Annotated in this window: 27 protein-coding genes; 13 read left to right on the top strand and 14 right to left on the bottom strand. The window is 61.5% G+C overall.

Annotated elements, in window-relative coordinates; all coding sequences use genetic code 11:
* Positions 1 to 285 precede the first annotated feature (285 nt).
* Entirely contained in the window at positions 286 to 921 is a 636-nt protein-coding gene (locus tag DC522_RS26150; RefSeq protein ID WP_116531511.1) for a TetR/AcrR family transcriptional regulator, read from the bottom strand.
* 238 nt (positions 922 to 1,159) lie between these two features.
* Between DC522_RS26150 and DC522_RS26145 the strand changes: the two genes are divergently transcribed.
* The 4 genes from DC522_RS26145 (at position 1,160) to msrA (ending at position 2,968) form a co-directional block, all read left to right on the top strand.
* Complete coding sequence (locus DC522_RS26145; RefSeq protein WP_116531510.1) at positions 1,160 to 1,696, top strand: YkgB family protein; 537 nt, start codon at positions 1,160 to 1,162, stop codon at positions 1,694 to 1,696.
* A gap of 100 nt (positions 1,697 to 1,796) precedes the next feature.
* Positions 1,797 to 1,952, top strand: coding sequence for a DUF1127 domain-containing protein (locus tag DC522_RS26140; RefSeq protein ID WP_116531509.1), 156 nt, complete (start codon positions 1,797 to 1,799; stop codon positions 1,950 to 1,952).
* 45 nt (positions 1,953 to 1,997) lie between these two features.
* Positions 1,998 to 2,456, top strand: coding sequence for a peptide-methionine (R)-S-oxide reductase MsrB (msrB, locus tag DC522_RS26135; protein WP_116531508.1), 459 nt, complete (start codon positions 1,998 to 2,000; stop codon positions 2,454 to 2,456).
* A complete protein-coding gene (gene msrA, locus DC522_RS26130; protein WP_116531507.1) occupies positions 2,453 to 2,968 on the top strand; it encodes a peptide-methionine (S)-S-oxide reductase MsrA in 516 nt (171 codons plus the stop codon). Before msrB ends, msrA begins: the two co-directional genes overlap by 4 nt.
* A 529-nt stretch (positions 2,969 to 3,497) precedes the next feature.
* On the opposite strand, the gene DC522_RS26125 is transcribed toward msrA, so the two are convergent.
* The 5 genes from DC522_RS26125 to DC522_RS26105 form a co-directional block, all read right to left on the bottom strand.
* Positions 3,498 to 4,448 (bottom strand): alpha/beta fold hydrolase, encoded by a 951-nt coding sequence (locus tag DC522_RS26125; RefSeq protein WP_116531506.1) that lies wholly within the window; start codon positions 4,446 to 4,448, stop codon positions 3,498 to 3,500.
* Positions 4,449 to 4,478: 30 nt separating this feature from the next.
* Entirely contained in the window at positions 4,479 to 4,700 is a 222-nt protein-coding gene (locus DC522_RS26120; protein WP_116531505.1) for a DUF2798 domain-containing protein, read from the bottom strand.
* A 41-nt stretch (positions 4,701 to 4,741) separates the two neighbouring features.
* Entirely contained in the window at positions 4,742 to 5,329 is a 588-nt protein-coding gene (locus DC522_RS26115; protein WP_116531514.1) for a TetR/AcrR family transcriptional regulator, read from the bottom strand.
* 498 nt (positions 5,330 to 5,827) lie between these two features.
* Positions 5,828 to 6,889: a DUF3095 family protein gene (locus DC522_RS26110; RefSeq protein ID WP_116531504.1), complete on the bottom strand. Its 1,062-nt coding sequence runs from the start codon at positions 6,887 to 6,889 to the stop codon at positions 5,828 to 5,830.
* A gap of 132 nt (positions 6,890 to 7,021) precedes the next feature.
* Positions 7,022 to 7,417: an Ohr family peroxiredoxin gene (locus DC522_RS26105; protein ID WP_116531513.1), complete on the bottom strand. Its 396-nt coding sequence runs from the start codon at positions 7,415 to 7,417 to the stop codon at positions 7,022 to 7,024.
* A 146-nt stretch (positions 7,418 to 7,563) separates the two neighbouring features.
* Here DC522_RS26105 and DC522_RS26100 point away from each other — a divergent pair, with 146 nt between their 5' ends.
* The 5 genes from DC522_RS26100 to DC522_RS26080 all read left to right on the top strand — a co-directional run bounded on the left by DC522_RS26100 (position 7,564) and on the right by DC522_RS26080 (position 11,669).
* A complete protein-coding gene (locus DC522_RS26100; protein ID WP_116531503.1) occupies positions 7,564 to 8,073 on the top strand; it encodes a MarR family winged helix-turn-helix transcriptional regulator in 510 nt (169 codons plus the stop codon).
* A gap of 119 nt (positions 8,074 to 8,192) precedes the next feature.
* Positions 8,193 to 8,534 carry an MFS transporter gene (locus tag DC522_RS37450; protein ID WP_371680527.1) on the top strand — a complete coding sequence of 114 codons (342 nt, stop codon included), beginning with the start codon at positions 8,193 to 8,195 and terminating at the stop codon, positions 8,532 to 8,534.
* Positions 8,535 to 8,728: 194 nt separating this feature from the next.
* A complete protein-coding gene (locus DC522_RS26090) occupies positions 8,729 to 9,532 on the top strand; it encodes an HpcH/HpaI aldolase/citrate lyase family protein (protein ID WP_116531502.1) in 804 nt (267 codons plus the stop codon).
* Complete coding sequence (locus DC522_RS26085; protein WP_116531501.1) at positions 9,529 to 10,449, top strand: amidohydrolase family protein; 921 nt, start codon at positions 9,529 to 9,531, stop codon at positions 10,447 to 10,449. Before DC522_RS26090 ends, DC522_RS26085 begins: the two co-directional genes overlap by 4 nt.
* A gap of 107 nt (positions 10,450 to 10,556) precedes the next feature.
* Positions 10,557 to 11,669: an Ldh family oxidoreductase gene (locus tag DC522_RS26080; protein WP_116531500.1), complete on the top strand. Its 1,113-nt coding sequence runs from the start codon at positions 10,557 to 10,559 to the stop codon at positions 11,667 to 11,669.
* 72 nt (positions 11,670 to 11,741) lie between these two features.
* On the opposite strand, the gene DC522_RS26075 is transcribed toward DC522_RS26080, so the two are convergent.
* The 8 genes from DC522_RS26075 to DC522_RS26040 form a co-directional block, all read right to left on the bottom strand.
* A complete protein-coding gene (locus tag DC522_RS26075; RefSeq protein ID WP_116531499.1) occupies positions 11,742 to 12,992 on the bottom strand; it encodes a CaiB/BaiF CoA-transferase family protein in 1,251 nt (416 codons plus the stop codon).
* A complete protein-coding gene (locus DC522_RS26070) occupies positions 12,992 to 14,158 on the bottom strand; it encodes an acyl-CoA dehydrogenase family protein (protein WP_116531498.1) in 1,167 nt (388 codons plus the stop codon). Before DC522_RS26070 ends, DC522_RS26075 begins: the two co-directional genes overlap by 1 nt.
* A gap of 29 nt (positions 14,159 to 14,187) precedes the next feature.
* Positions 14,188 to 14,970 (bottom strand): SDR family NAD(P)-dependent oxidoreductase, encoded by a 783-nt coding sequence (locus tag DC522_RS26065; protein WP_116531497.1) that lies wholly within the window; start codon positions 14,968 to 14,970, stop codon positions 14,188 to 14,190.
* Positions 14,971 to 14,976: 6 nt separating this feature from the next.
* The gene (locus DC522_RS26060; protein WP_116531496.1) at positions 14,977 to 16,587 is read right to left on the bottom strand and encodes a thiamine pyrophosphate-binding protein; all 1,611 of its coding nucleotides are present in this window, start codon (positions 16,585 to 16,587) and stop codon (positions 14,977 to 14,979) included.
* 83 nt (positions 16,588 to 16,670) lie between these two features.
* On the bottom strand, positions 16,671 to 18,110 hold the full coding sequence (locus DC522_RS26055) for an aldehyde dehydrogenase (protein ID WP_116531495.1): 1,440 nt from the start codon (positions 18,108 to 18,110) through the stop codon (positions 16,671 to 16,673).
* Between the two features lie 46 nt (positions 18,111 to 18,156).
* Positions 18,157 to 19,143 carry a 2-hydroxyacid dehydrogenase gene (locus DC522_RS26050; RefSeq protein WP_116531494.1) on the bottom strand — a complete coding sequence of 329 codons (987 nt, stop codon included), beginning with the start codon at positions 19,141 to 19,143 and terminating at the stop codon, positions 18,157 to 18,159.
* Positions 19,144 to 19,260: 117 nt separating this feature from the next.
* Positions 19,261 to 19,791 carry a chromate transporter gene (locus DC522_RS26045; RefSeq protein ID WP_116531493.1) on the bottom strand — a complete coding sequence of 177 codons (531 nt, stop codon included), beginning with the start codon at positions 19,789 to 19,791 and terminating at the stop codon, positions 19,261 to 19,263.
* Positions 19,788 to 20,381 carry a chromate transporter gene (locus DC522_RS26040; protein WP_245444544.1) on the bottom strand — a complete coding sequence of 198 codons (594 nt, stop codon included), beginning with the start codon at positions 20,379 to 20,381 and terminating at the stop codon, positions 19,788 to 19,790. The genes DC522_RS26045 and DC522_RS26040 overlap by 4 nt, the downstream gene beginning before the upstream one ends.
* Positions 20,382 to 20,591: 210 nt before the next feature.
* Here DC522_RS26040 and DC522_RS26035 point away from each other — a divergent pair, with 210 nt between their 5' ends.
* The 4 genes from DC522_RS26035 to DC522_RS26020 all read left to right on the top strand — a co-directional run bounded on the left by DC522_RS26035 (position 20,592) and on the right by DC522_RS26020 (position 24,738).
* Positions 20,592 to 21,485, top strand: coding sequence for a LysR family transcriptional regulator (locus DC522_RS26035; RefSeq protein ID WP_116531492.1), 894 nt, complete (start codon positions 20,592 to 20,594; stop codon positions 21,483 to 21,485).
* A gap of 200 nt (positions 21,486 to 21,685) precedes the next feature.
* Complete coding sequence (locus tag DC522_RS26030; RefSeq protein ID WP_116531491.1) at positions 21,686 to 22,642, top strand: tripartite tricarboxylate transporter substrate binding protein; 957 nt, start codon at positions 21,686 to 21,688, stop codon at positions 22,640 to 22,642.
* Between the two features lie 121 nt (positions 22,643 to 22,763).
* Complete coding sequence (locus tag DC522_RS26025) at positions 22,764 to 23,225, top strand: tripartite tricarboxylate transporter TctB family protein (protein ID WP_116531490.1); 462 nt, start codon at positions 22,764 to 22,766, stop codon at positions 23,223 to 23,225.
* A 10-nt stretch (positions 23,226 to 23,235) separates the two neighbouring features.
* Positions 23,236 to 24,738, top strand: coding sequence for a tripartite tricarboxylate transporter permease (locus DC522_RS26020; protein ID WP_116531489.1), 1,503 nt, complete (start codon positions 23,236 to 23,238; stop codon positions 24,736 to 24,738).
* The last annotated feature ends 229 nt before the right edge of the window (positions 24,739 to 24,967 follow it).

Below are 24,967 nucleotides of genomic sequence, written 5' to 3'. Positions count from 1 at the left end.
CTGACCCTCCTCAAGGATCAAATTGCCCGAAAAAGTTGTCTTCGAAATGGACCAGTTTGACGGGTCAGGACCAGCCGGCCATGGCAGCAGCGGAACGGCCCAGCCGCAGCGTCGCCCGGACTGGCGCGACCGTTCCCAATCCGGGAACCGCCAAAATCGGCCCCCAAACCGAGATCGAACGACGTGCCCAGGAACGAAATGACAGGGCAGCCCGAACGATCTGCATCGGGTGTCTGTAGAGCCTCAGATCAGAGCCGCACCGCATGGTCCGAACACGGCCAAGTCTCAGGAAACCTGTGTTCGCTGGCTCGCGTGCTCTCTCCGGGCTTCCGGCGCGAGGGGAGACGGCTCGATGGCCTGCCCTTCCACTGCGAGCAGCCGCGCTGCCATGCGCCTGGCCTGCCGGGCGGGCTCGGCGGCGCGGGTCATCTGCGCCACGGCGATTGCGCCCTCATGCAGCAGGTTGATCTCGGCCGCGATCCGCTTCGGCTCGGCAAGCCGGGCCGCATGGGCGAGCTCCTCAAAATATGCCAGCACCAAGCGCTTGTGCAGCACAGCCGCGCGGAACACGGGATTGGCGGTGTCCTTATGCTCCCCCGCCGCGCTCACGAAAATGCAGCCGCGGAACCGCTCATCGCGGAACAGGGTTTCAAGGAAATCGAACGTCACCAGAAGGCGCTCGACCGCATCGCTCGCACGTTGCTCGACAAACGCACGCATGGCATCGCGGGCCTCCTCGTCACGCCGCTCGAGGGCGGCCAGGATCAGGTCCTCCTTGGTTTCGAAGTGCCGGTACAGCGTCGTCTTGGCGACCCCGGCCTCGGCAATGATCAGGTCGATGCCCGTCGCATGATAGCCGTACTGATTGAACAACCGCAGTGCGGTCTCGAGCAGGTGATCGCGGATTTCGGAACGGCGCATGTTCCCCTCGCTACGCGTAACAGATCTGTATCTTTATGTAGCCGCGAACTCGGATGAAAGCAAGTCCGCTTCGTGGTCAGCACCGCACAATTGCAAGCGGGCGCTTTCGAAATTGCCCACAAATCCGAATTGCCAAACGATACAGATCGGTTTACTTCTGCTCGAGACGATACAGATTGGTATCGTTTACCGCGCCAGCGGGTCGGAGCAGCCACCGCGCACAACCCAGGAGAAGACCATGTCTCACATATCCATCCACACCGCCACGGCGTATCCGAGCCTCCAGGCCCGCGCCGCTGTCTCCCTCGATCTCGCCGACCGTTACGGCCGGACCGTCACCACCGCAGGCCTCTATGCCTCGCTGGTCGTGGTTTATGCCTGGTTCGGCGGCATGAAGTTCACCGCCTATGAAGCGGAAGGCCTGACTGGCCTGGTCGGCAACAGCCCGCTGTTGAGCTGGGCCTATTCCCTCTTCAGCGTGCGGGGCTTTTCCAGCCTTCTTGGCGTCCTCGAGCTCAGCATCGGCGTCCTGATCGCGGCCCGGCTCGCCAGCCCGGTGTACTCGCTTGTCGGCGGCGTGCTCTCGGCCGGGCTGTTCGTGACCACGCTCAGCCTCATGGCAACGACCCCCGGTGTGTTCGTGCCGGAGCTCGGTTTTCCGGCGATCTCGGTCGCCCCCGGGCAGTTCCTGCTCAAGGATGTCGGCCTGCTCGCCCTCTCCGTCTGGATCGCCGTCGACTCGCTCGTGGCGCTCCGCTCACCTCGCGCCGCCTAACCGAAGACAATGGGCGGAGCCCTCATCGGCTCGGCCTGCATCCTGACGATCAGCATCCTCAAACCAGCCGTGTCGGCCGGTTCAACACTAGGAGTTTTCCATGTTTGTAGCATTTATCCTGGCCAGGATCCGCGCCTATTGGCGCTATCGCCAGACCATCCGCGAACTTATGCAATTCACTGATCGCGAGCTCGAAGATCTTGGCATCTCCCGTTACGAGATCGATGTCATCGCACGCCAGAACGCGGTTTCGTAAACCACTTCCCGACCACACTTCCGCACAACGGAAGGAGAACAGCCGATGACGACCTATCACAAGAACCCCAAGGCTGTGTCCCGGCTGACCCCGGAGCAGTACCGGGTCACGCAACAGGACGGAACCGAGAGGCCCTTCAGCAACGCATACTGGGACAACAAGGAGCCCGGGCTCTATGTTGATGTCGTGTCGGGCGAGCCGCTCTTCGCCTCGTTCGACAAGTTCGACAGCGGCAGCGGCTGGCCCAGCTTCGTCAAGCCAGTCGATACCGGCCATATCGTCGAGCGCCGTGATACGAGTCACGGCATGGTGCGAACAGAGGTGCGTTCGACCCACGGCAACAGCCATCTGGGGCATGTGTTTCCGGATGGACCGCAAGAGGCAGGCGGATTGCGCTACTGCATCAATTCGGCTTCGCTGCGGTTCATCCACTACGACGATTTGGAAAGCGAGGGCTACGGCGAGTTTCGCAAGCTCTTTGCAGAGAAAGGAGACAGATTATGACTGGTGTGACTGAGCGGGCCATCCTGGCCGGGGGCTGCTTCTGGGGCATGCAGGATCTCATCCGCCGCCTCCCCGGCGTCGTCTCCACACGGGTCGGGTACTCCGGCGGGGACGTGCCGAACGCGACCTACCGCAACCACGGCACGCACGCGGAGGCCATCGAGATCGTTTTCGAGCCGGAGAAGACGAGCTTCCGCGACCTGCTGGAGTTCTTCTTCCAGATCCATGACCCCACTACGAAGAACCGGCAGGGGAATGACATCGGCCTGAGCTACCGCTCAGCGATCTTCTACACCTCGGACGAGCAGCGCCGGGTGGCCGAGGACACGATCGCCGATGTTGATGCCTCGGGCCTGTGGCCGGGCAAGGTCGTCACGGAGCTCGCGCCGGCGGGCGACTTCTGGGAAGCGGAGCCAGAGCATCAGGACTATCTCGAGCGATATCCGGGAGGCTACACCTGCCACTTCGTCCGCCCGGGTTGGAAGCTGCCGCGCCGCAGCAATGTCGCCTAGAGCCTCGATCCCGAAAGTGGACTCCACTTTCGGGATCGATCCGATACTCCCTTCTGGAGAGAGCGCATCGTTGAAAGCGGAACCGGAGGTCCGCGTCAGCGACCCGAAGGGCCACGTCAGTGAAAACCGGATCCACTTTTTAAGCACGATGCGCGAGCGCGTGGGAAGGCAGAAGAGGAAGCCACCTGGAATCCGATAACCATGATTGAGTTGATCAAGAGGCACCATAAGCCAAGCCGATCAGGTTGGTAAACACGTGCTGTCCTGTTGCCCATTCGTCTATCAGCCCAGACTTTGACGCAAGCCCGGGATCGGATTGGAACATGACAATAAGTGTTGCTGGATGCCTATGCCTCCAATTCTTCAAATGCTCGGCGAGCAAGTATTGAGCCTCACGGACACACTTCGCCTGTTGGACGCTGTCTGACACATTGGCCGAGTTCTCAAAAGCTGCTCGACCGGACGTTCATCATGGAACCGGCAACAGGCCACCCGGGATCTCGCTTTGCTCAGAACTGGCACCGTGCGGTCATCGGAATGAGGCGCGAATCTCCTCAATGGCCTGCTTCGGGCTTTGCAGGTGGGGGTAGTGTCCAATATCAGGAAGAAGACGGATGTCCGCGTTGATTTTTTGCGCGAACTCGATCCCCATCTCCTTTTTGATATAGATATCCGTCTCGCCCCAAACCACTTTCACCGGTGTTTTCAGCTTGTCTATGTTTGCCTCGAAGTACTCTTCATCTCGCGTGAAGTTGGAGTAGTAGTAATAGAAAGCATCTGCCGATGTCATTCCGCCATGGCTCCATCCGCGGGACATGTCATCCTTGACGGCAGCGGGAATCTCAAACTGCGCCTCTTTTGGCAAACCTCTCCTGAAGGCGTTTTCGAGAATTTCCCCACTAGTCTTGTTCATGTACGCGCGAGTCCTGGCTGCCGAAGGTTCCGACTTCAGACTTTGCAAACTCTCGTACATGTGCTGGGGCCTGTTGAACGGAGCGAAGTCGCCAACAATGATGGTTCTGGCGATGTGCGGATCTTCCAGAGCGAGGAGAAGTGCCGGGAGGGCTCCGATATCTGTTGCGTAGATCGTGAGCCTCGACGTGGCGATGTCCGCTTTCTTGATGTAATCCTGCAGAACACGCGCATAATCTTTCGGCGAATAAGAGAACCTGTCGGCCGCGGGCCTCGATGAAAAACCGTAGCCCGGCCAGTCGATGGCGTGGACTTCGTATTCAGCGGACAGCGCCAAGGAAATATCCTTCCAGACGCACAGCGTCTCAGGAAATCCATGCAGGAAAAGCACGGTTCCCTTTGAGCTCGAATTCTGCACCACCATCCTTCTGAGCGTGATGTCCGAATTGACCTCGATGTATCCGATGTCCAGCTTCTGCGCTTGTGCAGGAGGATTGTCGTTGCATCCCCAGGCTGTCGAGGAACCGAGAACAAGGGAGAAAAACGCGGGCAGCGATAGCTTGAACATGTCAGCTTCCCTCGATGTGTACGCGTCGGCTCATTTGATCAAGCGATCGATCTGCGCTTGCAGCGGTGGACCGATCAGGAGGATCGCGGGAACGACGATCACGTAGCCGATCCCCCACGACCGCAGCCATGCCAGGGCGAACGTTTCAGAGAAACCCAAATTGAGCGCGAGAAGGACGAACGAGATGATCCCTGTCGTTACGACGCCCATCAAGAGGGCGAAGGCAATTTTCCGTTTCAGTTGCCTATCCATTGGTCTCTCCCATGGGGTCAAAAAATCGCAGTCGGCGTAAATCACGTGAGATCGAGAATGGTTCTCTCCACCGCAGCCATAACAGCCGTTCGGTGGCTGGCATTGCCGGTCAGTTGGGAGATCATGATGGCTCCCTCGATCATGGCGATGAGCGTCAGGGCGGTTTGCTCCGCATCTACACTCGCCCGAAACTCCCCGGCGGCAATACCCGTCTCGACGACGGTGACAATGTTCTTCATCCAACCCAGGAAGGCGTCTGCGGCCTTTTTCCGTAGGTCTGGGTGAGTGTCGTCGGCCTCTACCGTAGTATTGAGCAGCGGGCAGCCTCCCTCAGGAAAATCGTGAGACTGCAGGTTCTGATATACGCCCACGAGGGCGAGCAGCTTCCCTTTGCTGGTGTCGCGTTTGTCCATTTCCGCGCGCACCATCGTCTTCACGCGTTGCCAGTTATGCTCGAAAGCTGCCAGGGCCACCTCGTCCTTGTTAGCGAAGTTCCCATAGATGCTGCCCTTCGTTAGCCCCGTGGCTTCAGTCATGTCGGCGAGGGATGTGCCGGCGTATCCCTTCACGTTGAAGATGGGGGCCGTCGTTTCCACGATGAACTGACGGGTTTTCTCAGCTTTTTTCATGAGTGTCGGAATATACCGATCGGTATAATTTGTCAACGCCTATTGACTGGTGCGGCGTTCTCATATGCTCCAGCCATCATGAGAGAGCTCTTTTTTGACACGACTACGATGATCGCGGGCCGGTCCGGATGGTTGTCGTGATGCTGCTCTGCAAGGATCGATCAGGCTTGGCAGGGTAGCCTGGGTGTAGAGCCAGCCTATCGGCGCCGCCAGGTGCGGAGAAGGCGAAAGGCCTGTCTCCCTATGGTGGCGGCAATTACCTCGAAACCAGACTCGCGGAGCGCTAGACGGCCCCGCAGATGAGGGCTCCATACAGGGCCGTGCTGCTGAGCATGCATCCCGGGCAGTCTCTTGTTCTGCCCCTACAACCGAAGTTATCTACCTGAGATGTGTGCTCGATCCAAAGCATGGGTGCGACACCGCACGGAAGCGCGGGCGCACCGGCGTTGAGTTATTGTGGACGACCGAATCGTCAGGACGGCAGCCTGCGGCACCGCTTCAGGCTGACATCGCGATCTCCTCGCCGGTGCCCGCGACCACAGGAAGCTCACCTGCCTCCATCATCTCGGCGGCTTTGGCGTACCCACCGCCCATTCCGTCCAAGAAATGCAAATGCGAATCCGGCCTGCCAGAAGGCACAAGACAGGTCATGAGCGCATGAGACTGACGATGCAGCCCGAAATTGATCTCGCCACGTGCCTTTGCCGCAACAAGGATAGCCTCAGCCGTATCGATTTGTTCGCGTGTACAGTCCAGCGTAAGACGCAAGACATCGTCGTATTTGCGGAAGTCCGAGTTCGAGGCGACCTCCGACCAACTTTTCGGATCAAGATACCTCTCGTCGTCTTCAGGAATAGCCATGTCCCTTGGAACGGGATGAGACCGGCCTTGCCCCGCGTCGAAAACAGCAAGCACACGCCTGGCAAGCGCAGCAAAGACTTCGGGGCTCGTATGTTCACGAGGCTCGACCAGCAGCGATAGAATCTCGCCCTGCTGGCTCGGAAGGGAGGTCCATTCACACGTAAGCCCAGTCAGGTCCAGCTTCGCCATGTGCTTACCCGGCTTTACCAGATACCGCCCATTCTTGATCTGCTGCTCCGCCCATTTCAGCCCTCCCCCGGCGAACATCGCATAGGTCGCGTTTTCCGAGGCCGCGTATCGCGCAATTCTCACGTCACGTCCCCGGGCACGTATCTCGCTCACAGGCAGCAGTCCAACCCGAAGAGCGAGATCAAGGCTGGTTCTTGCAAAGCTCGCGACCTGTCGCAACACCGAGGTTGCGATCATGATGCCCTGTGGCGGCAGAGCGAAGGCAGCCCCATCTCCACGAAACACAAACGGGAAATCGAACGTACCCCAAGCGTTGCCAAGGGCGGCAATCACGGACGCACCTGCATAGTTGACGTCTTTATAGCGCCCCGACCTGATTGCTAAGGTCGAGTCAACAACGTCCGTTACCCCGATGAGCCAATCATCAGGCAGTGGCTCATAGATGGAAGGGTCGAGCACAAGCGAAAACTCACTATACGCTTGGGGCGGGGGTGCAGGGCTGTTGACCATCGAGTGTTCTCCAGATCGGCGTGTTCCAGCAAACTTGGCTTCACGCCTTGCCAATGGTGCGCAGGTCTCCGATGCGTCCCATTCGGGGGAGCCGGGCCTGCTCGGTCGCCAAGCAGGCCCGGCCGGTCCGGTTCAGAGCAGGTTGGTCTCGACCTCGATGTTGCCGTGCGTCGCCTTGGAGTACGGGCAGATCCCGTGCGCCGCATCGACCAGCGATTGCGCGACCTCGCGGTCGACACCCGGCAGGCTGACGTTGAGGCGCGCGCGCAGGAAGTAGGAGCCGCTGTCGAGGATCAGATCGATCTCGGTATCGACTATGGGTAAGGTCGGAAGGGTGATTTTCCTTTGGGCGGCGGCGAGCTCGACCGCGCCAATGTAGCAAGCCGACCAAGCCGCGCCGAACAGGTTTTCGGCGGCTGGGTGCGGCTGCGACAGCCTAAGATCCAGAAGACCGTCGCTGCTGCGCGTACCACCGTCGCGGCCGCCCGTGTTGTGAGTCTTTCCGGTGAAGAGAACTTTCGCGGTCATGATGAAATCCTTTCTGTGCGTTTTAGATCGTATCCGATCAATTCGGATGCGATGCAAATACGCTTCGGAAAGGACCATGTCAAGCACTTCCGATTTAATCGGACGCGAATTATATTGGTGCAACAGAGAAGGCCCTGGAGATGCCTATGCCCACTACACCAACGTCGAAGACCCCGGACTTGCCTGGGTCCCGTTCCTCACAGGCCAACGACGAAGGCAAAAAGCTTTCGAGTTTTCTGTGTTTCGCGATCTACTCGGCGAACCTCGCCTTTGGTCGCGCGTATAAGCCGATCCTGGATAAGCTTGGCCTGACGTACACCCAATACATCGCCATGGTGGCGCTGTCCGAGGAGGACGACCAGACCGTCCGGGCGCTCGGCGAGAAGATGTTCCTGGAATCCAACACGCTGACTCCCATTCTCAAGAAGCTCGAGTCGATCGGCTACATCCGACGTCAACGCGATTCCGCCGACGAACGGCAGGTGCGAGTGAGCCTGACGCCCGCCGGCCGCCGTCTGCTTGAAACGGATCCGGGCGCGTCGCTGGTTGAAGCCACCGGGCTTGGAGAGGACTTTCCCGAAGCGCAGAAGACCGTGACGAGGCTACGCGACAACCTCCTGCGCGCCACGCAAGCTGAACCGGGGGCCGGCAAATGAGCCGCAAGCAAGCCCTGGCTTGACAGGCATAGCATGACCCGGCCTCATTCTCAGGCATGCAGGCGAAGCCGCAGCCTTGAGGAACCTCGCCAGCGCAGTCTGGGCTCTCCTCCCTGTCGTTGCACGTCAAGGAGATCGGTGGAGAATCGAGCTTCTACGGCTTGTTGATCGGCAGCGTCGGTGCTGGCGCGATCCAGGGCGCAATTCTGCTGCCGCGTATTCGCTCCCGGCTAGGGCAGAACCGCCTCGTGCTAGAGCATCGTGCGGAACCGAAGGTCCGCGTCAGCGAAAAGTGGATCCGGTTTTCCGCACGATGCGCTTTGTATAGAAGGGAGCCTCGGACCCAAAAGCGGAATCCGCTTTTCTCGTCCGATGCTTTAGCCGAATTCTTCTCTGATGGGCTCCGGCTTCTGCCGGGATGTCTTCTCCCGGCTTCCATCACAGTCCAACAAGAAATTTAACAGCGAACATAATGTCCTGTGATGCGGGAATGGTGATACCGCAAGGCGGCGCGGCCTTCGAATTAGACAACGAGAAACCCTCGACGCAACCCACATAAAAGCCGTTTATAGGTTCACCCGAGGATATGATTGGACCCATTTCGGGCCAGCGGTTCACTTCTTGTGATGATGAAACCTGCCTCGGGGAGAGTGGCATGTCGGCAGATCTCGCAAGCATCCTACGCAACAATGTCAGGACCAAACTGGCCCGGGGCGAGGTGGTCTCGTCGATGACGGCGCGCCTCGTGCGAGGCGTTGAGATCGTCCGCATCGCGAAGACCGCCGGCTTCGACTCGATCTATGTCGATCTCGAACATTCGAGCTTCAGCTTCGACACCACCGGCCAGATCTGCATGATGGCTCTCGAGGCTGGGATCGCTCCCTTCGTCCGGGTTCCCACCAACCGGCCGGAATACATTGCCCGCGCTCTGGACGGCGGAGCAATGGGCGTGATCGCGCCGGACGTCAGGACCGCCGAGGAGGCCCGCGCCATCGTCAATGCCGCGAAGTTCCCTCCGCTGGGTCAGCGCGGCGTTTCGGGAGGCCTGCCGCATCTCCAGTTCCGCACCTTCCCGGCCGCCCAGGCCTTCGCGGCCATGAACGAGGCCACGATGGTCATCGTGCAGTTCGAGTCCGCGGAGGCGGTGCGGAATGCGGAGGAGATCATGGCCGTCGAGGGCGTGGACCTCGCCCTGATCGGCACCAACGACCTGATGGCCGACATGGACGTGGCCGGCCAGTTTGATCATCCGAAGGTGCGCGAGGCCTACGAGCGGACCATCGCGGCCTGTCTGAAGCACGGCAAGCATGCGGGTGTCGGAGGCCTCTCCTCGCGGCAGGATCTGGTCAGTGATTTTGTGCGGATGGGAGCCAGGTACGTCTCGACAGGCACGGACTTGTCTTTCCTGCTCGGCGCGGCGACGCAGCGCGCACGCCAGGTCGCGGAACTCCAGCTATGAGCGCATCTCCTGCCGCCGCAGTCGGTCGCGTGCTGGGAGTCGAGCATACCCGGCCCGACTTCGACGTTCCGGCAGGCGCTTGCGACTGCCATGTCCACGTCTTCGGTCCCTACGACCGCTTCCCGCTGTCCCCTGACCGGCGCTACACGCCAGGTCCCGCCCCTCTTGCAGATCTGCTTGCCCACCAACAGACGCTCGGGCTGGATCGCGTCGTGATCGTTCAGCCAAGTCCCTATTCGACTGACAATTCCTGCATGCTCGACGCTCTGCATCATCTGGGCGACAAGGCCCGAGGTGTTGCAGTGATCGATTCAGGGGCTTCGAAGAAAACACTGCGCGACCTGCACGAGGCGGGCATCCGCGGTCTCCGGGTCAACCTAGAGACGGCGGGCGTGACGGACCCCCCTGCGGCCCGCAGGCATCTTGAGGAGACCGCTGCGCAGGCGGCCCCGTTCGGCTGGCATGTCCAGGTCTATGTCGACCTCGGCGTCATCGCGGCCTTGCACGACGTCATCCGTGATCTTCCCGTGCCGGTCGTCTTCGATCACTTCGCACGGGCAAAGGCCGCGAAGGGGCCGGACCAGCCGGATCTCGCTGCCCTGCTGTCCCTGATGCGTTTAGGGAAAGCCTATGTGAAACTCTCGGCACCGCGCCGCATCTCCGACCTGCCGGATCACGCGGATGCAGGCGAGATCGCGAAGGCTCTGGCAAGAGCCAATCCCGAGCGCCTCCTGTGGGGGAGTGACTGGCCCCATCCCGGCGCGAGGCCGGGCATCGCACGGGATCCGAACAGCATCGAGCCGTTCCATCCCGATGACGATGGACTGGCCCTGAACAGGCTCAATTCCTGGATGGGCAGCGCCGATCTGACGAGACGGGTTCTCGTCGAGAATCCTGCCCGCCTTTACGGGTTCTAGCGCATCGTGCGGAAAAGTGGATCCGGTTTTCCGCTCGAACGATGCGCTACTCCAGAAAGAAAGCACCGGACCCGTGCTCCGCGCCAAACCGACGAGAGAGAAGTGCCATGACAACCGCAGCAGCGACACAACCCAATCCGCTACCCAGCCGGTTCTACGCGAAGGCCGATGATGCGAGAGCGTTCGCTGCGCGCATTCTGGTGGCCAATGGCTTGCCTGAGGAGGATGCGGGAGCGGTCGCAGATTGCCTCGTCAGGGCTGACCTGCGCGGCGTCGATACCCATGGACTGCAATATCTTCCCCATTACCTCAAGCGCGTGCGCGGTGGGCTGATCAATGCGAAGCCTTCGCTTTCTCTGCAGAAGGTGACGCCCGTTGCGGGCCTTCTCGACGGTCAGAACGCCTTCGGCTTCGTCGTGGCTACCCGCGCCATGGCGGAAGCAATCGACATGGCGCGGGAATTCGGCATCGGCCTCGTCTCCGCCCGGCGAAGCACCCATTTCGGGATGGCCGCCTGTTATGTGCTCCAGGCGGTCGAGGCCGGCTTCATCTCGCTCGTCTTCACCAACGCCTCGCCGGCGATGCCACCCTGGGGCGGCCGTCAGGCCCTGCTCGGCACCAGTCCTCTTGCCGCCGGCGTGCCGAGCGGGTCCGAGGTGCCGTACGTACTCGACATGTCGCCAGCTGTCGCTGCCCGCGGCAAGATCCGGCGCGCGGCGAAGCTCGGTCAGGAGATCCCGCTCGGCTACGCCCTCGACGCCGAGGGTCGAGCGACGACCGATCCCAACGCGGCCCTCAATGGCGGCGTCGTGCTGCCGATCGGCGGCCCCAAAGGCTCGGCCCTATCGATGCTGATGGACATTCTCGGCGGGATTCTGTCCGGAGCCGCCTATGCAGGAGACGTCGCCAACCAGTTCGAGGTGTTCGACCGTCCTCAGGATGTCGGTCACTTCTTCCTCGCGATCAAGCCAGACCTGTTCGTCACGCGCGAGGAGTTCCTCCAGCGGATGGATACGCTGGTGCGGCGCGTACACGATTGCCCCAAGGCGGAGGGTTTCGAGGAGATCCTGATGCCAGGCGAAATGGAGTCCCGCCTCGAAGCCACGCGCAAGCGCACCGGCATCCCCTACAACGCCATCGACGTCGCGGCACTCCAGAAGGAAGCCGCCAACGCCGGGCAGCCTCCCCTCGTGATCGCAAACGCCCCTCTGGAGTCTTGAGCATAACGATGAAGGGACAGTGACCACCGGTCACTGTCCCTTCGTATTGAACTTGCAATTCAGACTTCGGGATCAGACCACGCCGTCACGGCGAAGGTCTTCGAATTCCTGTTCCGACAGGCCCAGCCTTTCGCAGAAAACCTCCCTGTTCTGGGCTCCGAGCGGGCTGCTCGGCTCCAGAGGCATGGGCGGCACTCCCTCGTACCGGATCGGGCTGTTCTGCACGACGATGCGGCCATACTGCGGATGATCAATCCATTGCAGGCTGCCACGGGCGTGCATATGCGGGTCGTTGACGACCTCGCTCAGGTCTCGTACCGGCGCGTGAGGAACCCGATGGGCAAGAAGCCGTTCGACCAGCTCGGCCTTCGTGTACCGCTGTGTCCACTGGCCGACGAGGGCATCGATCTCGTCGATATGCGCCACCCGCGTCTTGAGATCCCGGAAACGGGGATCGTCTTTCAGGTCCTCGCGACCCATCGCGTTCAGCAACGCATGAAAGTGACGATTGTTGTTGCAGATGATGGCGACGTGCCCGTCACTGGCCGGGTAGACATTGTAAGGAGCCTCCGCCAGCCCCCCATGCCGGTTCCCGGTGCGCACCGGCACCTTGCCGCCGCTGCCGTGATAGAGCGCAAGGTTGGAGCTCAGCGACGCGTAGACGGCTTCCTGCATGGAAACCTCGACGAGGCGTCCCTTCCCCGTCTTCTCCCGCTCGTACAGCGCCGTGGCAATGCCGGCATAGAGATGGATGCCGGCGAAGAAGTCGCAGAGCGCGGGACCGGACTTCACCGGAGGACTGTCAGGGAAGCCGGTGATGCTCATGATGCCGGACATGGCCTGCACGGTAATGTCCATGGCCGGATAATCACGGTAGGGTCCCGAGCGCCCGTAACCGGTGCTGGACGCGTAGATCAGGCGCGGGTTCGCGGCCTGCAACACCTCGGGCCCGATACCGAGCCGCTCTGTCACTCCGGGCGCGAAATTCTCCACGAGCACATCCGCCGAGCGGACCATCTGAAGGAAAAGCTCGCGTCCGCGCTCCGACTTCAGATTGAGCGTCACCGACTTCTTGTTGCCGTTCAGCATGGCGAACGGCAAGGCTGCGCCACCGAGGCTGGCACGCACCCGAAGGTGCTCGCCGCCATGCGGCTCGATCTTGATGACCTCGGCTCCCGCCATCGCCATGAGAAAGGTGGCGTACGGGCCATTGTAAATGTGGGACAGGTCGAGGACCACCAGACCGGAGAAGGGATAACCCTGACCGGACGGTGCTGCCGAGGCCTGCGTCCCGACCCTAGCGTTGCTGTGTTCGATACCCATCAGAACGTCCCCATTCCAAGGAAGCCATCGGCCTCATCGAAATCAGTCATGATCTTCTTGCCGACGAGATCCTTCAGCGTTTCCGTCGTGCCTCCCCCGAGAGTCCCGTAACGGGCCCCGCGATAGAGTCTCGACACCGCGTACTCGTCCGTGAAGCCGTATCCGCCATGGACCTGGATCGCCTCGCTGGTGACGCGAATGGACATCTCGTTGCAGTACATCTTGGCAAGCGCGGCCTGGTGCGGATCCGGGAATGGGTTCGCGCTGGCACAGGCCCGGTAGAGGATGCTGCGTCCGACCTCGATGTCCCGGTACATCTCCGCAAGCTTCCAGCGCATTCCCTGGAAGTCGCCGATCCGCCGGCCGAAGGCCGTGCGCTCCCGGGCATAGCGCACCGATTCCTCAAACGCGCCCTCGGCGAGTCCGAGCGAGATGCTGGGATTGAGGCAGCGCTGCGTGTTGAAGGCAGAGAGGAGCTTGCGGAAGCCGTCCTCCCGGATCACCACGTTTTCGAGAGGAATCTCGCAGTCGTTGAACTGCACTTCCGCCAGATTCTCGCCGCCCATTGTGTGATAACGGGCCGTGATCTCAAGGCCCGGCGTACCCTTCTCGACGAGGACGCAGCCGATGCCCTCGCGCCCTGGCTGATTATCGATGCGGCTGAAGATGACGAAGGCGGCCGCCTCATCCACGCGGCTGATGAGCGTCTTCACGCCTTTCACGATGGCCTTGTCGCCCCTGATGGTGGTGTTGGTGCGATAGTTGGCGACGTCCGTGCCCGCGTGCGGCTCGGTCATGCAGATCGCCAGGATCGCGTCGCCGCTGCACACGGCCGGCAGAATGCGCCGCTTGAAGGATTCGGGAGCATAGGTCGCGATGATGCGGGTCTGGGACCCCACTTCGCCCAGAACCGCCATGGCGGTGACGTAACATCCCTTGGCGATCTCCTCGAGCACGAGCGCGGTGTCGAACACGTTCATGCCGGAGCCGCCGTATTCCTCGGGCACGGCCATGCCGAGGACTCCGAGTTCCGCGAGCCGGCGGATATTCTCCCAGGGGAAGCTGCCGTCCATGTAACGCTGGGCTCGCCCCTTGAACTCGCCCTGCGTGACCTCGCGAATGGTACCGACGATGCTGCGCTGCTCGCTGGTGAGCTCGAAATTCATGACAACAGGGTCCCCTTTTTGTTAAATGTTCAGGTGACCGGGCACAGGCCGCCATCGACGTTGATGGCCGTTCCGGTCACGTATGATGCGGCATCCGATGCGAGGAAGCAGGCCACGTTGGCGAACTCCTCGGGCTCCCCGAACCGCCCGAGCGGCACCGGACGCGCATGCGGCTCAAGATATTTTTCGAACGGCATGTCGGGTGCGTCGCGCCTGTGCCGACGCTCCCATTGGCCGCTCTTGATGACGCCGACGCAGAGAGCGTTGACGAGGATGTTCCAGGGTGCGAGCTCCTGGGACATGACCTTCGTCAGGGTGATCCCGGCTGCCCGGCTCAAGGTGGTTGGAGCGCTGGCAGCCTTTGGAGCTTTCCCGTTGGCGCTGACCACGTTGATGATCCGCCCCCACCGCCGCTCCTTCATGCCCGGAACAACCTTCTGAGCGAGGTCGACAGCGGCGAAGAGCTTCAGGTCCATGTCGGCGATCATGCCGTCTCGCTTAAGTTCCTCGAAAGGAGAGCGGTTCGAGCTGCCGGCGTTGTTGACGAGGATGTCGACCGCGCCGAACTCGGCGGCAATCGCGGCGACAACCTCCTCCACACGGCCGTTGTCGGTCACGTCGCAGGCATGCCCCACGACTCGGCCGACGGCATCCCGACGAATGTCCCGCACGGCCACGTCCAGCACCTCCTCGCGCCGGGCCAGGGCGACCACGTTAGCCCCAGACCTTGCGAAGCGGGCCGCGATCGCCTTGCCGAGTCCCTCGCTGCCCCCGGTGACGATTGCGGTTTTGCCGGTGAGATCGATCAGCATCGTCGATCAGAGCTCACGCAGGGCGTTGAACTGGTCGACATAGCCGGAGCCGTCGATCCGGACGCCGATCACTGTCGTCCGGCCGGTTTTCAAGGCGGCACCGAGCGCGTCCTGCAAACCGTTCTCCGTATCGACCGTGACACCGTCCGCTCCGAAGCCCTGGGCAAGCTTCTCCCAGTCACAGCCGCCGAGCCCAACACCGTGCAGCGGAAGTCCCTTGATTTCCTGCTTCACGCGGATCAACCCGATCTGCTGGTCGTCGAGGACGACGATGATGATCGGCAGGTTTTCGCGAACTGCGGTCTGGAGCTCGGCAACGGCCATCAGGAAACCACCGTCACCGGTGAAGGCGACGACCGGTCGATTGGGATGGGCCAGGCGCGCGGCCAATGCGCCGGGAACCGCATATCCCATCGACCCGAGGCCGTTGGAGGTCAGGAACTCACGCGGTCCATAGGACTGCCATTTCTGCACGACCAAGAGACGGCTCGCGCCCGCATCGCAGGTCGCGATGGTGTCCCGTGGCAGGACGGCGCGCGCGACCTCCATCGCCCGCTGTGGCGAGAGCCCCTTGCTCGGCGTGTTGAGAGCATCGATGACGTCCTGGCGAAAGACTGATGCAGCCTTCTCGCCCCAGTTGCTTCCGCCTGCGCACAGCTCGGTAATCTTGCGCAGAAGTACCTTCAGATCACCGATCGCCTCGATCTCGGCCGGCACGAGCGCATCAAGAGACGGAGTGCTGGAAAGGGCCACGAGAGGCGTCGTGTAGGGCCATGCCTTCGGCTGCAACTCGACGCCGTCCAGACCAACGGTGATGATCAGGTCCGCCTCGCTCACGAGCTTGCGCTCGATCAGCCCGCCGATGATGCAGCCTGCGCGCAGAGGATGATCCTCCGGAATGGCGCCCTTGCACTTGGATGTGACGAGAACCGGCGCACCGAGCTGCTCGGCGAGGGCGACGAGTTCGCCGGACGCCCTGTCCCACAGCACTCCGAGGCCGGCGAGGAGGACCGGTTTGCGGGCAGCCCGTATCCGATCGACGATCGGCTTCAAGGCGGCTGCGTCCGGCTCCGGATACAGAAGGTTCGGCATCAGCGGCGGCTCGGCCAGCAGCGGTGCGGCCTCCTTGGTCGTCTCGCTTTGAGGAATGTCGAACTGAACCGGCCCGGGCGCGGGCGCCGTCGCCGTCCGCATCGCGCGGCGGAGCTGCTGTCGGATGGTCCGCGCGTCGACCGTCGTGCCCCATTTGACGAGGGGCGCGTAGACGGCAAGTTGATCGATGCGCTGCCGCAGACCGACCTCGTGAGCCGGCTGCGAATAGCGGTCCGTGAGAAGGATAAGCGGAGCGCGGTCGAGGAACGCGTGCGCCGCACCGTTCACCATGTTCGCTGCGCCGGGGCCGCGCGTCGAGAGGCAGACGCCGGGAGAGCCCGTGATCTCGCCCCAAGTCGCGGCGAGCATCGCGCCAGCCGTTTCCTGCTTCATCAGGATGAAGCGCATGTCGCGCTGGCGCGCAGCCTCCATCAGCTCGACGGACTCGCCTCCCGGATGCCCCACGAGAAACGGCGTACCGGCTTCCTTGAACGCATCGGCCATCACTTCAACGGTCGTCGACATTCAAAAATCCTCCCGAAATTGTGCGCCCGCTTCCTCAAGCGGGCAGACGTGCAAGGCTTGTTGTGATCGGCATACCGGCTGCATCAGCCTACGTGCCAATAGAGGCCCTTCGGCTCCATGTAGGTTCGCATCCCTTTGAGCCCCTTCTCGCGGCCGAGGCCGCTCTGCTTGAAGCCGCCGAAGGGCGTCGAAATCGATGTTTCCTTGTAGGTGTTGATCCAGACCGTTCCTGCCTGGATCGCCCGCGCCACATGCCAGGCTTTCGCGAAATCGCTCGTCCAGAGGCCCGCGGCGAGACCGAATTCCGTGTCGTTGGCCTGCCCGATCAGCTCGCTCTCATTCTCGAACGGCAGGACGACGGCGACGGGACCGAAGATTTCCTGCTGGCAGACGCGTGACTGGTTCGTGACACCGCTGATGATCGTCGCCGGATAATAGGCGCCGCTCTTGAATGCATCCCCGGTCGGCAGATCGCCGCCTACGAGAATTTGGCCGCCCTCCTCGCGGGCAAGTTCGACGGCGCGGGCGACGTGGTCACGATGTTTGAAGCTCACCATCGGCCCCATTCGCGTTCCCGGTGCATCGGGTGCACCCAGCGTGTAGTCTCGTGCCGCAGCCTGGAAGGCTTCCATGAAGGGTTGGAAGATCGAAGCTTCCACGAAAACACGGGACCCGGCGATGCAGGACTGGCCTCCCCCCGAGAAGATCCCATCGGCCACGCTCTTCGGAGCCTTCTTGAGGTCCGCATCCGCGAAGACGATGTGAGGCGACTTGCCGCCCAGTTCGAGCACGACCGGCTTGAGGCGCTGCCCAGCCACTGCCGCGATGGCGCGTCCGGCCGCCGTTCCTCCGGTGAAACTCACCATGTCCACACCGGCGTGCTCGACCAGAGCGCGTCCGACATCGGCTGCACCGGTAACGACGTTCATGACGCCCGCCGGGAATCCCGCTTCGATGGCGAGCCGCGCATATTCGAGAGCGACGCGTGGAGTCACCTCCGACGGCTTGAGCACGACGGTGTTTCCGGCAGCAAGGATCGGTGCGAGCTTCTGCGCCTCGAGTGTCAGCGGCGAGTTCCAGGGCGTGATCGCAGCGACCACTCCGACCGGCTCGTACACAGTCATCGTGACACTGGGGCCACGCTGGGTCGTGAGCTCGCTTTCGAAGGTCTCACAGGCGGCGCCATAGTAACGGAAAGTGGCGGCGGCGCTTTTTGCTTGGGACAGGCATTCCGTGAAAGTCTTGCCGTTGTCCTCCATCTGCACACGCGCAAGATGTTCGGCGCTCGCAGCGACGAGATCCGCCATGCGGTAAAGAAGGCCTGCACGCTCATGATGCCTCAATCCGGCCCAGGCCGGATCGCTCAAAGCCGCACGCGCCGCCATCACGGCATCATCGATATCCGCAGGTCCCGCACCGGCGATCCGGGCGACCTCGGTTCCGTTGCTGGGGTTCACCGAGACGAACGGCGTCCCCTGCCCTTCCCGCCACTGGCTGCCGATCATGAAGGGATGCAGACCCATATCGTTTCTCCTCTTCAGCAACGTGGAGCCTTCCATCGTCATGACGTCACGCTGCCGACCTGCGCGGTGCCAGCACCAGATCTTGTGCGGGAATATCCTCTCCGGAGAGGAAGAGCTGGGTGTTGCGCACCGCCCGCTCCACGACGGGCTTGAAATTGTCGATCGTGCCGCCGGCAGTGTGAGGGGTGACGACGGTCTGATCCAGAAGGAGCAAAGGACTGCCGACCGGCGGTTCCTGCTCGAACGCATCGATACCGGCCGAGAAGACGTGCCCGCTGACGAGTGCATCGTGCAGGGCGGCCTCGTCGACGAGGCCGCCGCGGGCGCAGTTGATCAGGATCGAGCCGGGCTTCATTCTGGCGATGCGCGCCGCATCAAAAATCTTGGCCGTCTCCTTCATCAGCGGGAGATGAAGGGACACGATGTCCGACTGCGCGGTCAACTCGTCCAGCGGCGCATAAGTGACGCGCAGTTCGCGCTCGAGTTCGGGGCTCGCCCGCCGCGGATCGAAATAGAGGATGTTCGCATCGAAGCCCATGAGCAGCTTGGCGACAGCCTGACCGATCGCGCCAAAGCCGACGATGCCGACAGTCTTGCCGTTGATCTGCCGGCTCACTCCGCGCGCCGCCTCCTTGTCCCAACCGCCGGCGCGGGTCTGCCGGTCCAGAAGCGGCAGACGCCGGCAAGCTGCGAGCATCAGGAGAAGCGTATGCTCCGCGACGGGGATCGAGTTCCCGGCCTGGAGGCGCGCCAGGCCAATTCCGCGCGCCGCACAGTGATCGAGATCAATCCGGTCGATGCCGGCCCCGAGCTTCTGAATGAACCGCAGGCGCGGCGCCGCATCGATGAGCGAGGCAGGCATCGGCGCCGCCATGACAAAGGCGACGTCCGCATCGCGAAGGGCTTGCGCCTTCTCTTCGATGTCCTGTCCCTTGGCGATGCTGAGCCGCCATTCGGCCGGAATGGCAGCCGCGATCGTTTCGATGCTCTTTGGATGGAACGGGTCGATGATGCCGATTGTCAGCGCCGCCATGGTCAGGCCCTTGCATCAGGTTGATGATTGGCCTGGAGCATTCAATCGATGGGGATCAACGTCCAATCATTAAGTCGCAACTGCTTATTAATTCGATTTATGGCGAACGGGGGCCGTTCAGATGATCCCTGCGGCGCCTGCTCCTGCTGCGAGGGCAAGGAGCCACAAAGGATTGATCCGTGTCGTCAGCATGACGAGGGCGGTTGCGGCCGTAATGACATAGCTGAGAACATTCTGAGCGGAAGCGGCTGTGAGAAGCCATGCGCTGGCGATCATCAGGCCCGTCGTCAGGGGGACGAGCCCGCTCCGCAGCAACCTGAACCATTTCAGATGCTGCCACTGTGTCGACAGACGCGTGGCCACGTAGGCGATGACAGTCGCCGGACCGCAGATCGCGAGTGTGGCCGCAAGGGCGCCGACGAGGCCGGCAACCTGCCAGCCGATCAAGGTGACGAAGATCACGTTCGGGCCCGGGGCCGCCTGGGCGAGTGCGAAAAGAGCGGTGAACTGCTCGTTCGTCATCCATGGATGGTCGAGGACGACGAAGCGATGAAGCTCAGGGATGACAGTATTCACCCCGCCTATCGCCAAAAGAGAAAGGAGCGAGAGGTGGAAGACGAAGGTCCATAGGCTGTCATTGTCGCTCATGGGGTCTTCCACCAGATCCAAATGAGACTGACAGGCGCCATGACGGCGAGTGTCCAGACGAGCGGCACCTTGAGGATCACCATCGCGACGAAGACAAGAACGGCGATGGTGATGGTGCGCCCTGAGCGGAGCACCGGGCAAGCAATCTTGATAGCCATCGCGACCACGAGCCCGGCAGCGGCGGAAGCAATCCCCCGGAAAGCGTTCGCAACGGCCGGAAGGTCGCCGTAGCGCGTATAGGCCGCACCGAGGCAGAGCACTATCGCGATCGGGATCACCATCAGCCCCAGGAGCGCAGCCGCAGCGCCGGTAGCGCCCGCGAAGCGCGCCCCGACATAGATGCTGATGTTCACGACGTTCGGGCCTGGAAGCAGCTGGGACAGTCCCAGCACCTCCGTGAACTCGGCAGGAGTGAGCCAGCGGCGCTTGTCGACGAGCATGTGGCGGACAAAGGGGAGCACGCCACCGAAGCCCGAGAGTCCGACCAGCAGAAAAGCCCAGAACAGCTCACGCACGCTGACCTTCGGTTCTGGCGAGCCCTGCCCCACCCCCTGGTCACCTAGCCTCAGCTTGCCGCTCTTCATATCCATTCTGTACGGCTTCCTTCCTCCGCACCGGCTATCCTGCAGCGCTGGCGAAAGACAATGCATCCGGCACGGATGCGCCGCATCCGTGCCGGAGTGCCGGACGGTTGATCATTCGCGCGATCCATATCAATGTCTAATCACTTATCCGAGCAGGGTCATAAATTCTGGTAATAGACATGCTCGAAGTGAATGGGACGGGAGGAAGCAGCGAGAATGATGAACCTTCGACAGATGGAGGTCTTCTACGCCATCATGGTGACCGGTTCGGTCACGGGAGCCGCACAACTGCTCAACGTCACGCAGCCGGCCATCAGCACCGTGCTGAAGCACTGCGAAAGCCGCTTGAAGATGAAGCTCTTCCACAGGGTCGGCGGCCGGCTGCAGCCGACCAACGAGGCCCAGGCCATCTTCCCGGATGTCGCCGAGATCTTCGGTCGAATCGAGGCCGTGGGGCGGCTCACCCAGGATCTGGTGGGCGGGCGCCTCGGCACCCTTCCTGTCGCAGCGGCTTTCCCCATTGCCAACGGCTATCTGGCGAAGGCTGTCGCCACCTTCGTGGCGAAGAGGCCGCAGGTGCGATGCACGCTCCAGTCTCTCACGTCTCCGCAGGTTCTCGACCGAGTCATCAACCGCGAGGTCGAGCTCGGGATTGCGCATGAGCCGATCATCAGCTCGGCGGTGGACACGGAGGTGCTCATGAGTTGGAGCATCGCCTGCGTCATGCCGGACAATCATCCTTTGGCCGAACGCGACGAGATTAATATCAAGGACCTCGCGTTCTATCCCATCATCACATACCTGCCCCAAATCGTCTTTCGCCCCTATGTCGACCGCGCGCTCAGTGAGGCCGGGATTGCGCCTAATATCGTTGTCCAGGTGAGCGTCTCCCTGACCGGCATCATGCTCGCGCGTTTTGGCGCCGGCGTCGCGCTCGTCGATCCCCTTCTGGTGAGCACGATGGGCATTCCCGGGCTCGTCGTCCGAAACCTGAATCCCCGCATCGAAGCCAAAACCCTGCTCATCCGGCCCAAGGCCGCTCCTCAATCCGTGGTCGTGAATGACTTCATTGACCACCTCAAACAGACAATCCGCGAGGAGCATCTGTAGAAGCTGGCTTTATGGCTGACGCTGGATTTTTTATTCGACAGGCTGTCTCCGTCAGCTTCTCATACCGCCACTGGCATGCTGGGACGATAAACCTCCGTCCCGCAAAGCCTCATAATCGATGCGAAGACATCGGCGAGCCCTGTAGAAGGCAAGAGCAGCGCTTGCAATAAAATATCACGCAGTCATTACGGAGGAAGCTCATGAAGTTCGTCAGATACGCTCTTACAGCGGCGGCAATGGCATTCGCGACCACGGCTGTTGCGCAGCAATTCCCGACGAAGCCTGTTACCCTGGTCGTTCCATTCGCGGCGGGTGGCTCGAATGACATCCTGGCGCGCCACCTTGGAGACAATCTCAGCAAGATGTGGGGGCAGCCGGTCGTCGTCTCGAATATGCCCGGCGCAGGTGCCGCGATCGGGTCCGCCCACGTCTCCAAAGCGCCCCCGGACGGGCATACGCTGCTGATCGCATCCGTCACCTTCACGATGAATCCGGCGGTGCAGAAAAATCTGCCGTTCGATCCTGTCAAGGGCTTCAAGCCGGTCGCCATGATCGGCAAGGTTCCGTTGGTTCTGGTGGTTGGAAAATCCGTACCGGCCAAGACCATTCAGGAGTTCCTGCAGACGGCGACGACCAAAGAATTGGCCTATGCCACGTCCGGTGTCGGCACCGTCAATCAGTTCGGAGCCGAACTCTTCGGGCAGAGTGCCGGGATCAAGATGATGCCCGTTCACTACAAGGGTGGCTCGGAAGCCATGACCGACGTCATCGGCGGTCATGCGGACCTTTTCATGAGCAGCATGACCCAAGCCCTGCCGCTTATCCGTGGCGGTCAGCTGCGAGGACTGGTCGTCACCAGCGACCAGCGCGCCAGCGTGGCACCTGAGATCCCAACGGCTGATGAGGCCGGCGTCAAGGGCGTCGATGTCGAGCAGTGGTGGGGAATTCTCGCGCCTGCCGGCACTCCAGATGAGATCGTCAATAAGATCAACGGCGACATCAACAAGGTTCTGGAAACTGAGGCGACCAAGGAATTCCTTGCTCGCGATGCTGCTCGGCCGACACCGATGTCCGCGCAAGCCTTCGGCAAGCTCATCCAGGACGAGCTCCAGAAGTGGCGCACGATCGCCGAGAAGGCTAACATCCAGGCTCAATAAAGAGCCGCACAAGTCTGGCCTGCAGAGCAGCAGGTGTGCAGCACGCCTTGGGCTGTGCTGCACACAGCTCTCACTGCTTTTTAAGAGCTGAGAGGACGAATGTACGTCTTCGGGTAGTGCAATGAAAATCGTGCGTCAGAAAGACTTCGCCTCGGGCCTCCTGTACATCGCTCTCGGGATCGCCTTTGCCGTCGCCTCGTATGGATATCGGATGGGCACTGCGTCCCGAATGGGGCCAGGTTACTTTCCGTTCTGGCTCGGCATCCTCATGGCTGCGATCGGCGTCATGGTGGTCCTCGGCGCTGTTCGGTTCCATGCCGAGCCTCAGAAAATGGAGCGCTGGGCGCTCCGGCCTCTGTTCATCATTCTTGCTTCGGTTGTCGTCTTCGGTCTGCTGCTCGACACTCTTGGGCTCGTGCTGTCGCTGATCGCCCTGGTCGTCGGATCGAGTCTCGCAAGCCATGAATTTACGTGGCGAGCGACCCTCATCAACACGCTCGTTCTCATCGCCTTCGCTCTGGTCGTTTTCGTCTACGCGTTGAACCTCCAGTTCCCGGTTTGGCCAACATTCATTACGGGCTGAGGAGGTTACGGTGGAACTGTTCGACAACCTGATGCTCGGATTTTCGAGCGCTCTGACAATTCAGAACCTGCTTTATGCCTTCGGTGGCTGCGTTCTGGGAACTCTTATCGGAGTACTGCCCGGGTTGGGCCCACTGGCCACAATCTCGATGCTCCTGCCTTTCACTTTCGGACTGGAGCCCTTGTCCGCCCTGATCATGCTCTCCGGCATTTACTACGGAGCGGCGTATGGCGGGTCGACAACGGCTATCCTCGTCAATCTGCCGGGTGAGACCTCTTCCGTGGTCACGGTGCTCGACGGTCACCAGATGGCGCGGCAGGGGCGCGCGGGTGTCGCTCTGTCGACGGCTGCTCTTGGTTCATTCTTCGCCGGCTGTGTCGGAACGCTGATCCTGGCGGCCTTCGCCAAGCCTCTGACGGAGTTTGCGTTCGAATTCGGCCCGGCGGAGTATTTCTCGCTCATGACAATGGGCCTCGTCGGTGCGGTCTCCCTCGCATCGGGACCGCTCCTCAAGGCAATCGGGATGATCGTGCTCGGGTTGCTGCTCGGCCTCGTGGGAACGGACGTTGCCTCGGGCGTCATGCGCTTCACCTTCGGACTGCCGCAGCTCTGGGAGGGTATCGACTTCATTGTCATCGCAGTCGGAATCTTCGCCTTTGGCGAGATCATCGCCAGCTTGGAACACAAGGAGATCCGAGAGGCTTACACGGGCCGGATCACCAATCTCTGGCCGACTCTGGCCGACTTCAAGCGCATGATGCCGGCCGTGCTGCGCGGTAGCGCCATTGGTTCGGCCGTTGGCGTACTCCCTGGAGCCGGCCTCTCACTTGCCTCCTTCTTTGCCTACAGCCTGGAGAAGAAAGTCTCCAAGACTCCCGAGAGGTTCGGAAGAGGCGCGATCGAGGGTGTGGCTGGCCCTGAAGCTGCCAACAATGCTGCGGCGCAGACAGCTTTCGTTCCAACTCTCACTCTGGGAATTCCCGGAAGCGCGACGATGGCCTTGATGCTGGGAGCGATGATCGTTCACAACATCCAGCCTGGCCCGCAGGTGATGACCAGCAATCCCTCCCTGTTCTGGGGTCTCATCGCCTCCATGTGGATCGGAAACCTGATGCTGGTGATTCTGAACCTGCCGCTTGTCGGCATTTGGGTGAAGTTGCTCACCGTACCCTTCAAGGTTCTCTACCCGGCAATTCTGCTGTTCTGCTGCGTTGGCGTCTACTCGGTGCAGAATTCGGTCTTCGACCTGTTCCTCGCGGTTGGGTTCGGCTTCTTCGGCTACGCTTTGAGAAAGCTTGAATGCGAACCAGCACCTCTGATGCTCGGCTTCGTGCTTGGCCCGATGATCGAGGAGAACTTCCGCCGGGCCATGGTGCTCTCCAAGGGCGATTTCACGATCTTCATCCATCGTCCGATTTCGGCGGCTCTGCTGGCGGTAACCGCTATCCTCATCATCGCGGTGGCTCTGCCTGCCATCCGCAACAGGCGCGAGGAAGCATTCCAAGAGGGTTGAGAAACACCGGCTTATCGGTTGCCGCGATAGCGAATGATCGCGGCGCAATCTTCGGATTGCCGCCGAACCCGGCGCTTCGCACGGCTGCCGAACTTAAGTTACTGATGAGAGAATCGGTCGTCCCACCGAAGATGCTGCCCCCAAGGGCCTCAATCCAGTGCCAATCTCCTGCCGCGTTTAACCTGCTTGATGGTGCCGTCAGTGCAGAGGCGTAGGTTGAGGGCTCTTC

This window comes from Microvirga sp. KLBC 81, assembly GCF_003075415.1.
Taxonomy (GTDB): Bacteria; Pseudomonadota; Alphaproteobacteria; order Rhizobiales; family Beijerinckiaceae; genus Microvirga.
The sequence above is the reverse complement of the archived record's forward strand: the minus strand, read 5'-3'. Positions and strand labels throughout refer to the sequence as shown.

What these genes read in the sequence shown, in the direction of transcription:
- DC522_RS26100 (WP_116531503.1), top strand. Translation starts at nt 7,564, where the DNA reads ATGCCCACTACACCAACGTCGAAGACCCCGGACTTGCCTGGGTCCCGT.
- DC522_RS26060 (WP_116531496.1), bottom strand. Translation starts at nt 16,587, where the DNA reads ATGTCGACGACCGTTGAAGTGATGGCCGATGCGTTCAAGGAAGCCGGT.
- DC522_RS26150 (WP_116531511.1), bottom strand. Translation starts at nt 921, where the DNA reads ATGCGCCGTTCCGAAATCCGCGATCACCTGCTCGAGACCGCACTGCGG.
- DC522_RS26050 (WP_116531494.1), bottom strand. Translation starts at nt 19,143, where the DNA reads ATGGCGGCGCTGACAATCGGCATCATCGACCCGTTCCATCCAAAGAGC.
- DC522_RS26025 (WP_116531490.1), top strand. Translation starts at nt 22,764, where the DNA reads ATGAAAATCGTGCGTCAGAAAGACTTCGCCTCGGGCCTCCTGTACATC.
- DC522_RS26055 (WP_116531495.1), bottom strand. Translation starts at nt 18,110, where the DNA reads ATGGGTCTGCATCCCTTCATGATCGGCAGCCAGTGGCGGGAAGGGCAG.
- DC522_RS26070 (WP_116531498.1), bottom strand. Translation starts at nt 14,158, where the DNA reads ATGAATTTCGAGCTCACCAGCGAGCAGCGCAGCATCGTCGGTACCATT.
- DC522_RS26045 (WP_116531493.1), bottom strand. Translation starts at nt 19,791, where the DNA reads ATGAGCGACAATGACAGCCTATGGACCTTCGTCTTCCACCTCTCGCTC.
- DC522_RS26145 (WP_116531510.1), top strand. Translation starts at nt 1,160, where the DNA reads ATGTCTCACATATCCATCCACACCGCCACGGCGTATCCGAGCCTCCAG.
- DC522_RS26125 (WP_116531506.1), bottom strand. Translation starts at nt 4,448, where the DNA reads ATGTTCAAGCTATCGCTGCCCGCGTTTTTCTCCCTTGTTCTCGGTTCC.
- DC522_RS26090 (WP_116531502.1), top strand. Translation starts at nt 8,729, where the DNA reads ATGTCGGCAGATCTCGCAAGCATCCTACGCAACAATGTCAGGACCAAA.
- DC522_RS26075 (WP_116531499.1), bottom strand. Translation starts at nt 12,992, where the DNA reads ATGGGTATCGAACACAGCAACGCTAGGGTCGGGACGCAGGCCTCGGCA.
- DC522_RS26110 (WP_116531504.1), bottom strand. Translation starts at nt 6,889, where the DNA reads ATGGTCAACAGCCCTGCACCCCCGCCCCAAGCGTATAGTGAGTTTTCG.
- msrB (WP_116531508.1), top strand. Translation starts at nt 1,998, where the DNA reads ATGACGACCTATCACAAGAACCCCAAGGCTGTGTCCCGGCTGACCCCG.
- DC522_RS26085 (WP_116531501.1), top strand. Translation starts at nt 9,529, where the DNA reads ATGAGCGCATCTCCTGCCGCCGCAGTCGGTCGCGTGCTGGGAGTCGAG.
- DC522_RS26030 (WP_116531491.1), top strand. Translation starts at nt 21,686, where the DNA reads ATGAAGTTCGTCAGATACGCTCTTACAGCGGCGGCAATGGCATTCGCG.
- msrA (WP_116531507.1), top strand. Translation starts at nt 2,453, where the DNA reads ATGACTGGTGTGACTGAGCGGGCCATCCTGGCCGGGGGCTGCTTCTGG.
- DC522_RS26065 (WP_116531497.1), bottom strand. Translation starts at nt 14,970, where the DNA reads ATGCTGATCGATCTCACCGGCAAAACCGCAATCGTCACCGGGGGCAGC.
- DC522_RS26120 (WP_116531505.1), bottom strand. Translation starts at nt 4,700, where the DNA reads ATGGATAGGCAACTGAAACGGAAAATTGCCTTCGCCCTCTTGATGGGC.
- DC522_RS26140 (WP_116531509.1), top strand. Translation starts at nt 1,797, where the DNA reads ATGTTTGTAGCATTTATCCTGGCCAGGATCCGCGCCTATTGGCGCTAT.
- DC522_RS26035 (WP_116531492.1), top strand. Translation starts at nt 20,592, where the DNA reads ATGATGAACCTTCGACAGATGGAGGTCTTCTACGCCATCATGGTGACC.
- DC522_RS26040 (WP_245444544.1), bottom strand. Translation starts at nt 20,381, where the DNA reads ATGGATATGAAGAGCGGCAAGCTGAGGCTAGGTGACCAGGGGGTGGGG.
- DC522_RS26105 (WP_116531513.1), bottom strand. Translation starts at nt 7,417, where the DNA reads ATGACCGCGAAAGTTCTCTTCACCGGAAAGACTCACAACACGGGCGGC.
- DC522_RS26080 (WP_116531500.1), top strand. Translation starts at nt 10,557, where the DNA reads ATGACAACCGCAGCAGCGACACAACCCAATCCGCTACCCAGCCGGTTC.
- DC522_RS26115 (WP_116531514.1), bottom strand. Translation starts at nt 5,329, where the DNA reads ATGAAAAAAGCTGAGAAAACCCGTCAGTTCATCGTGGAAACGACGGCC.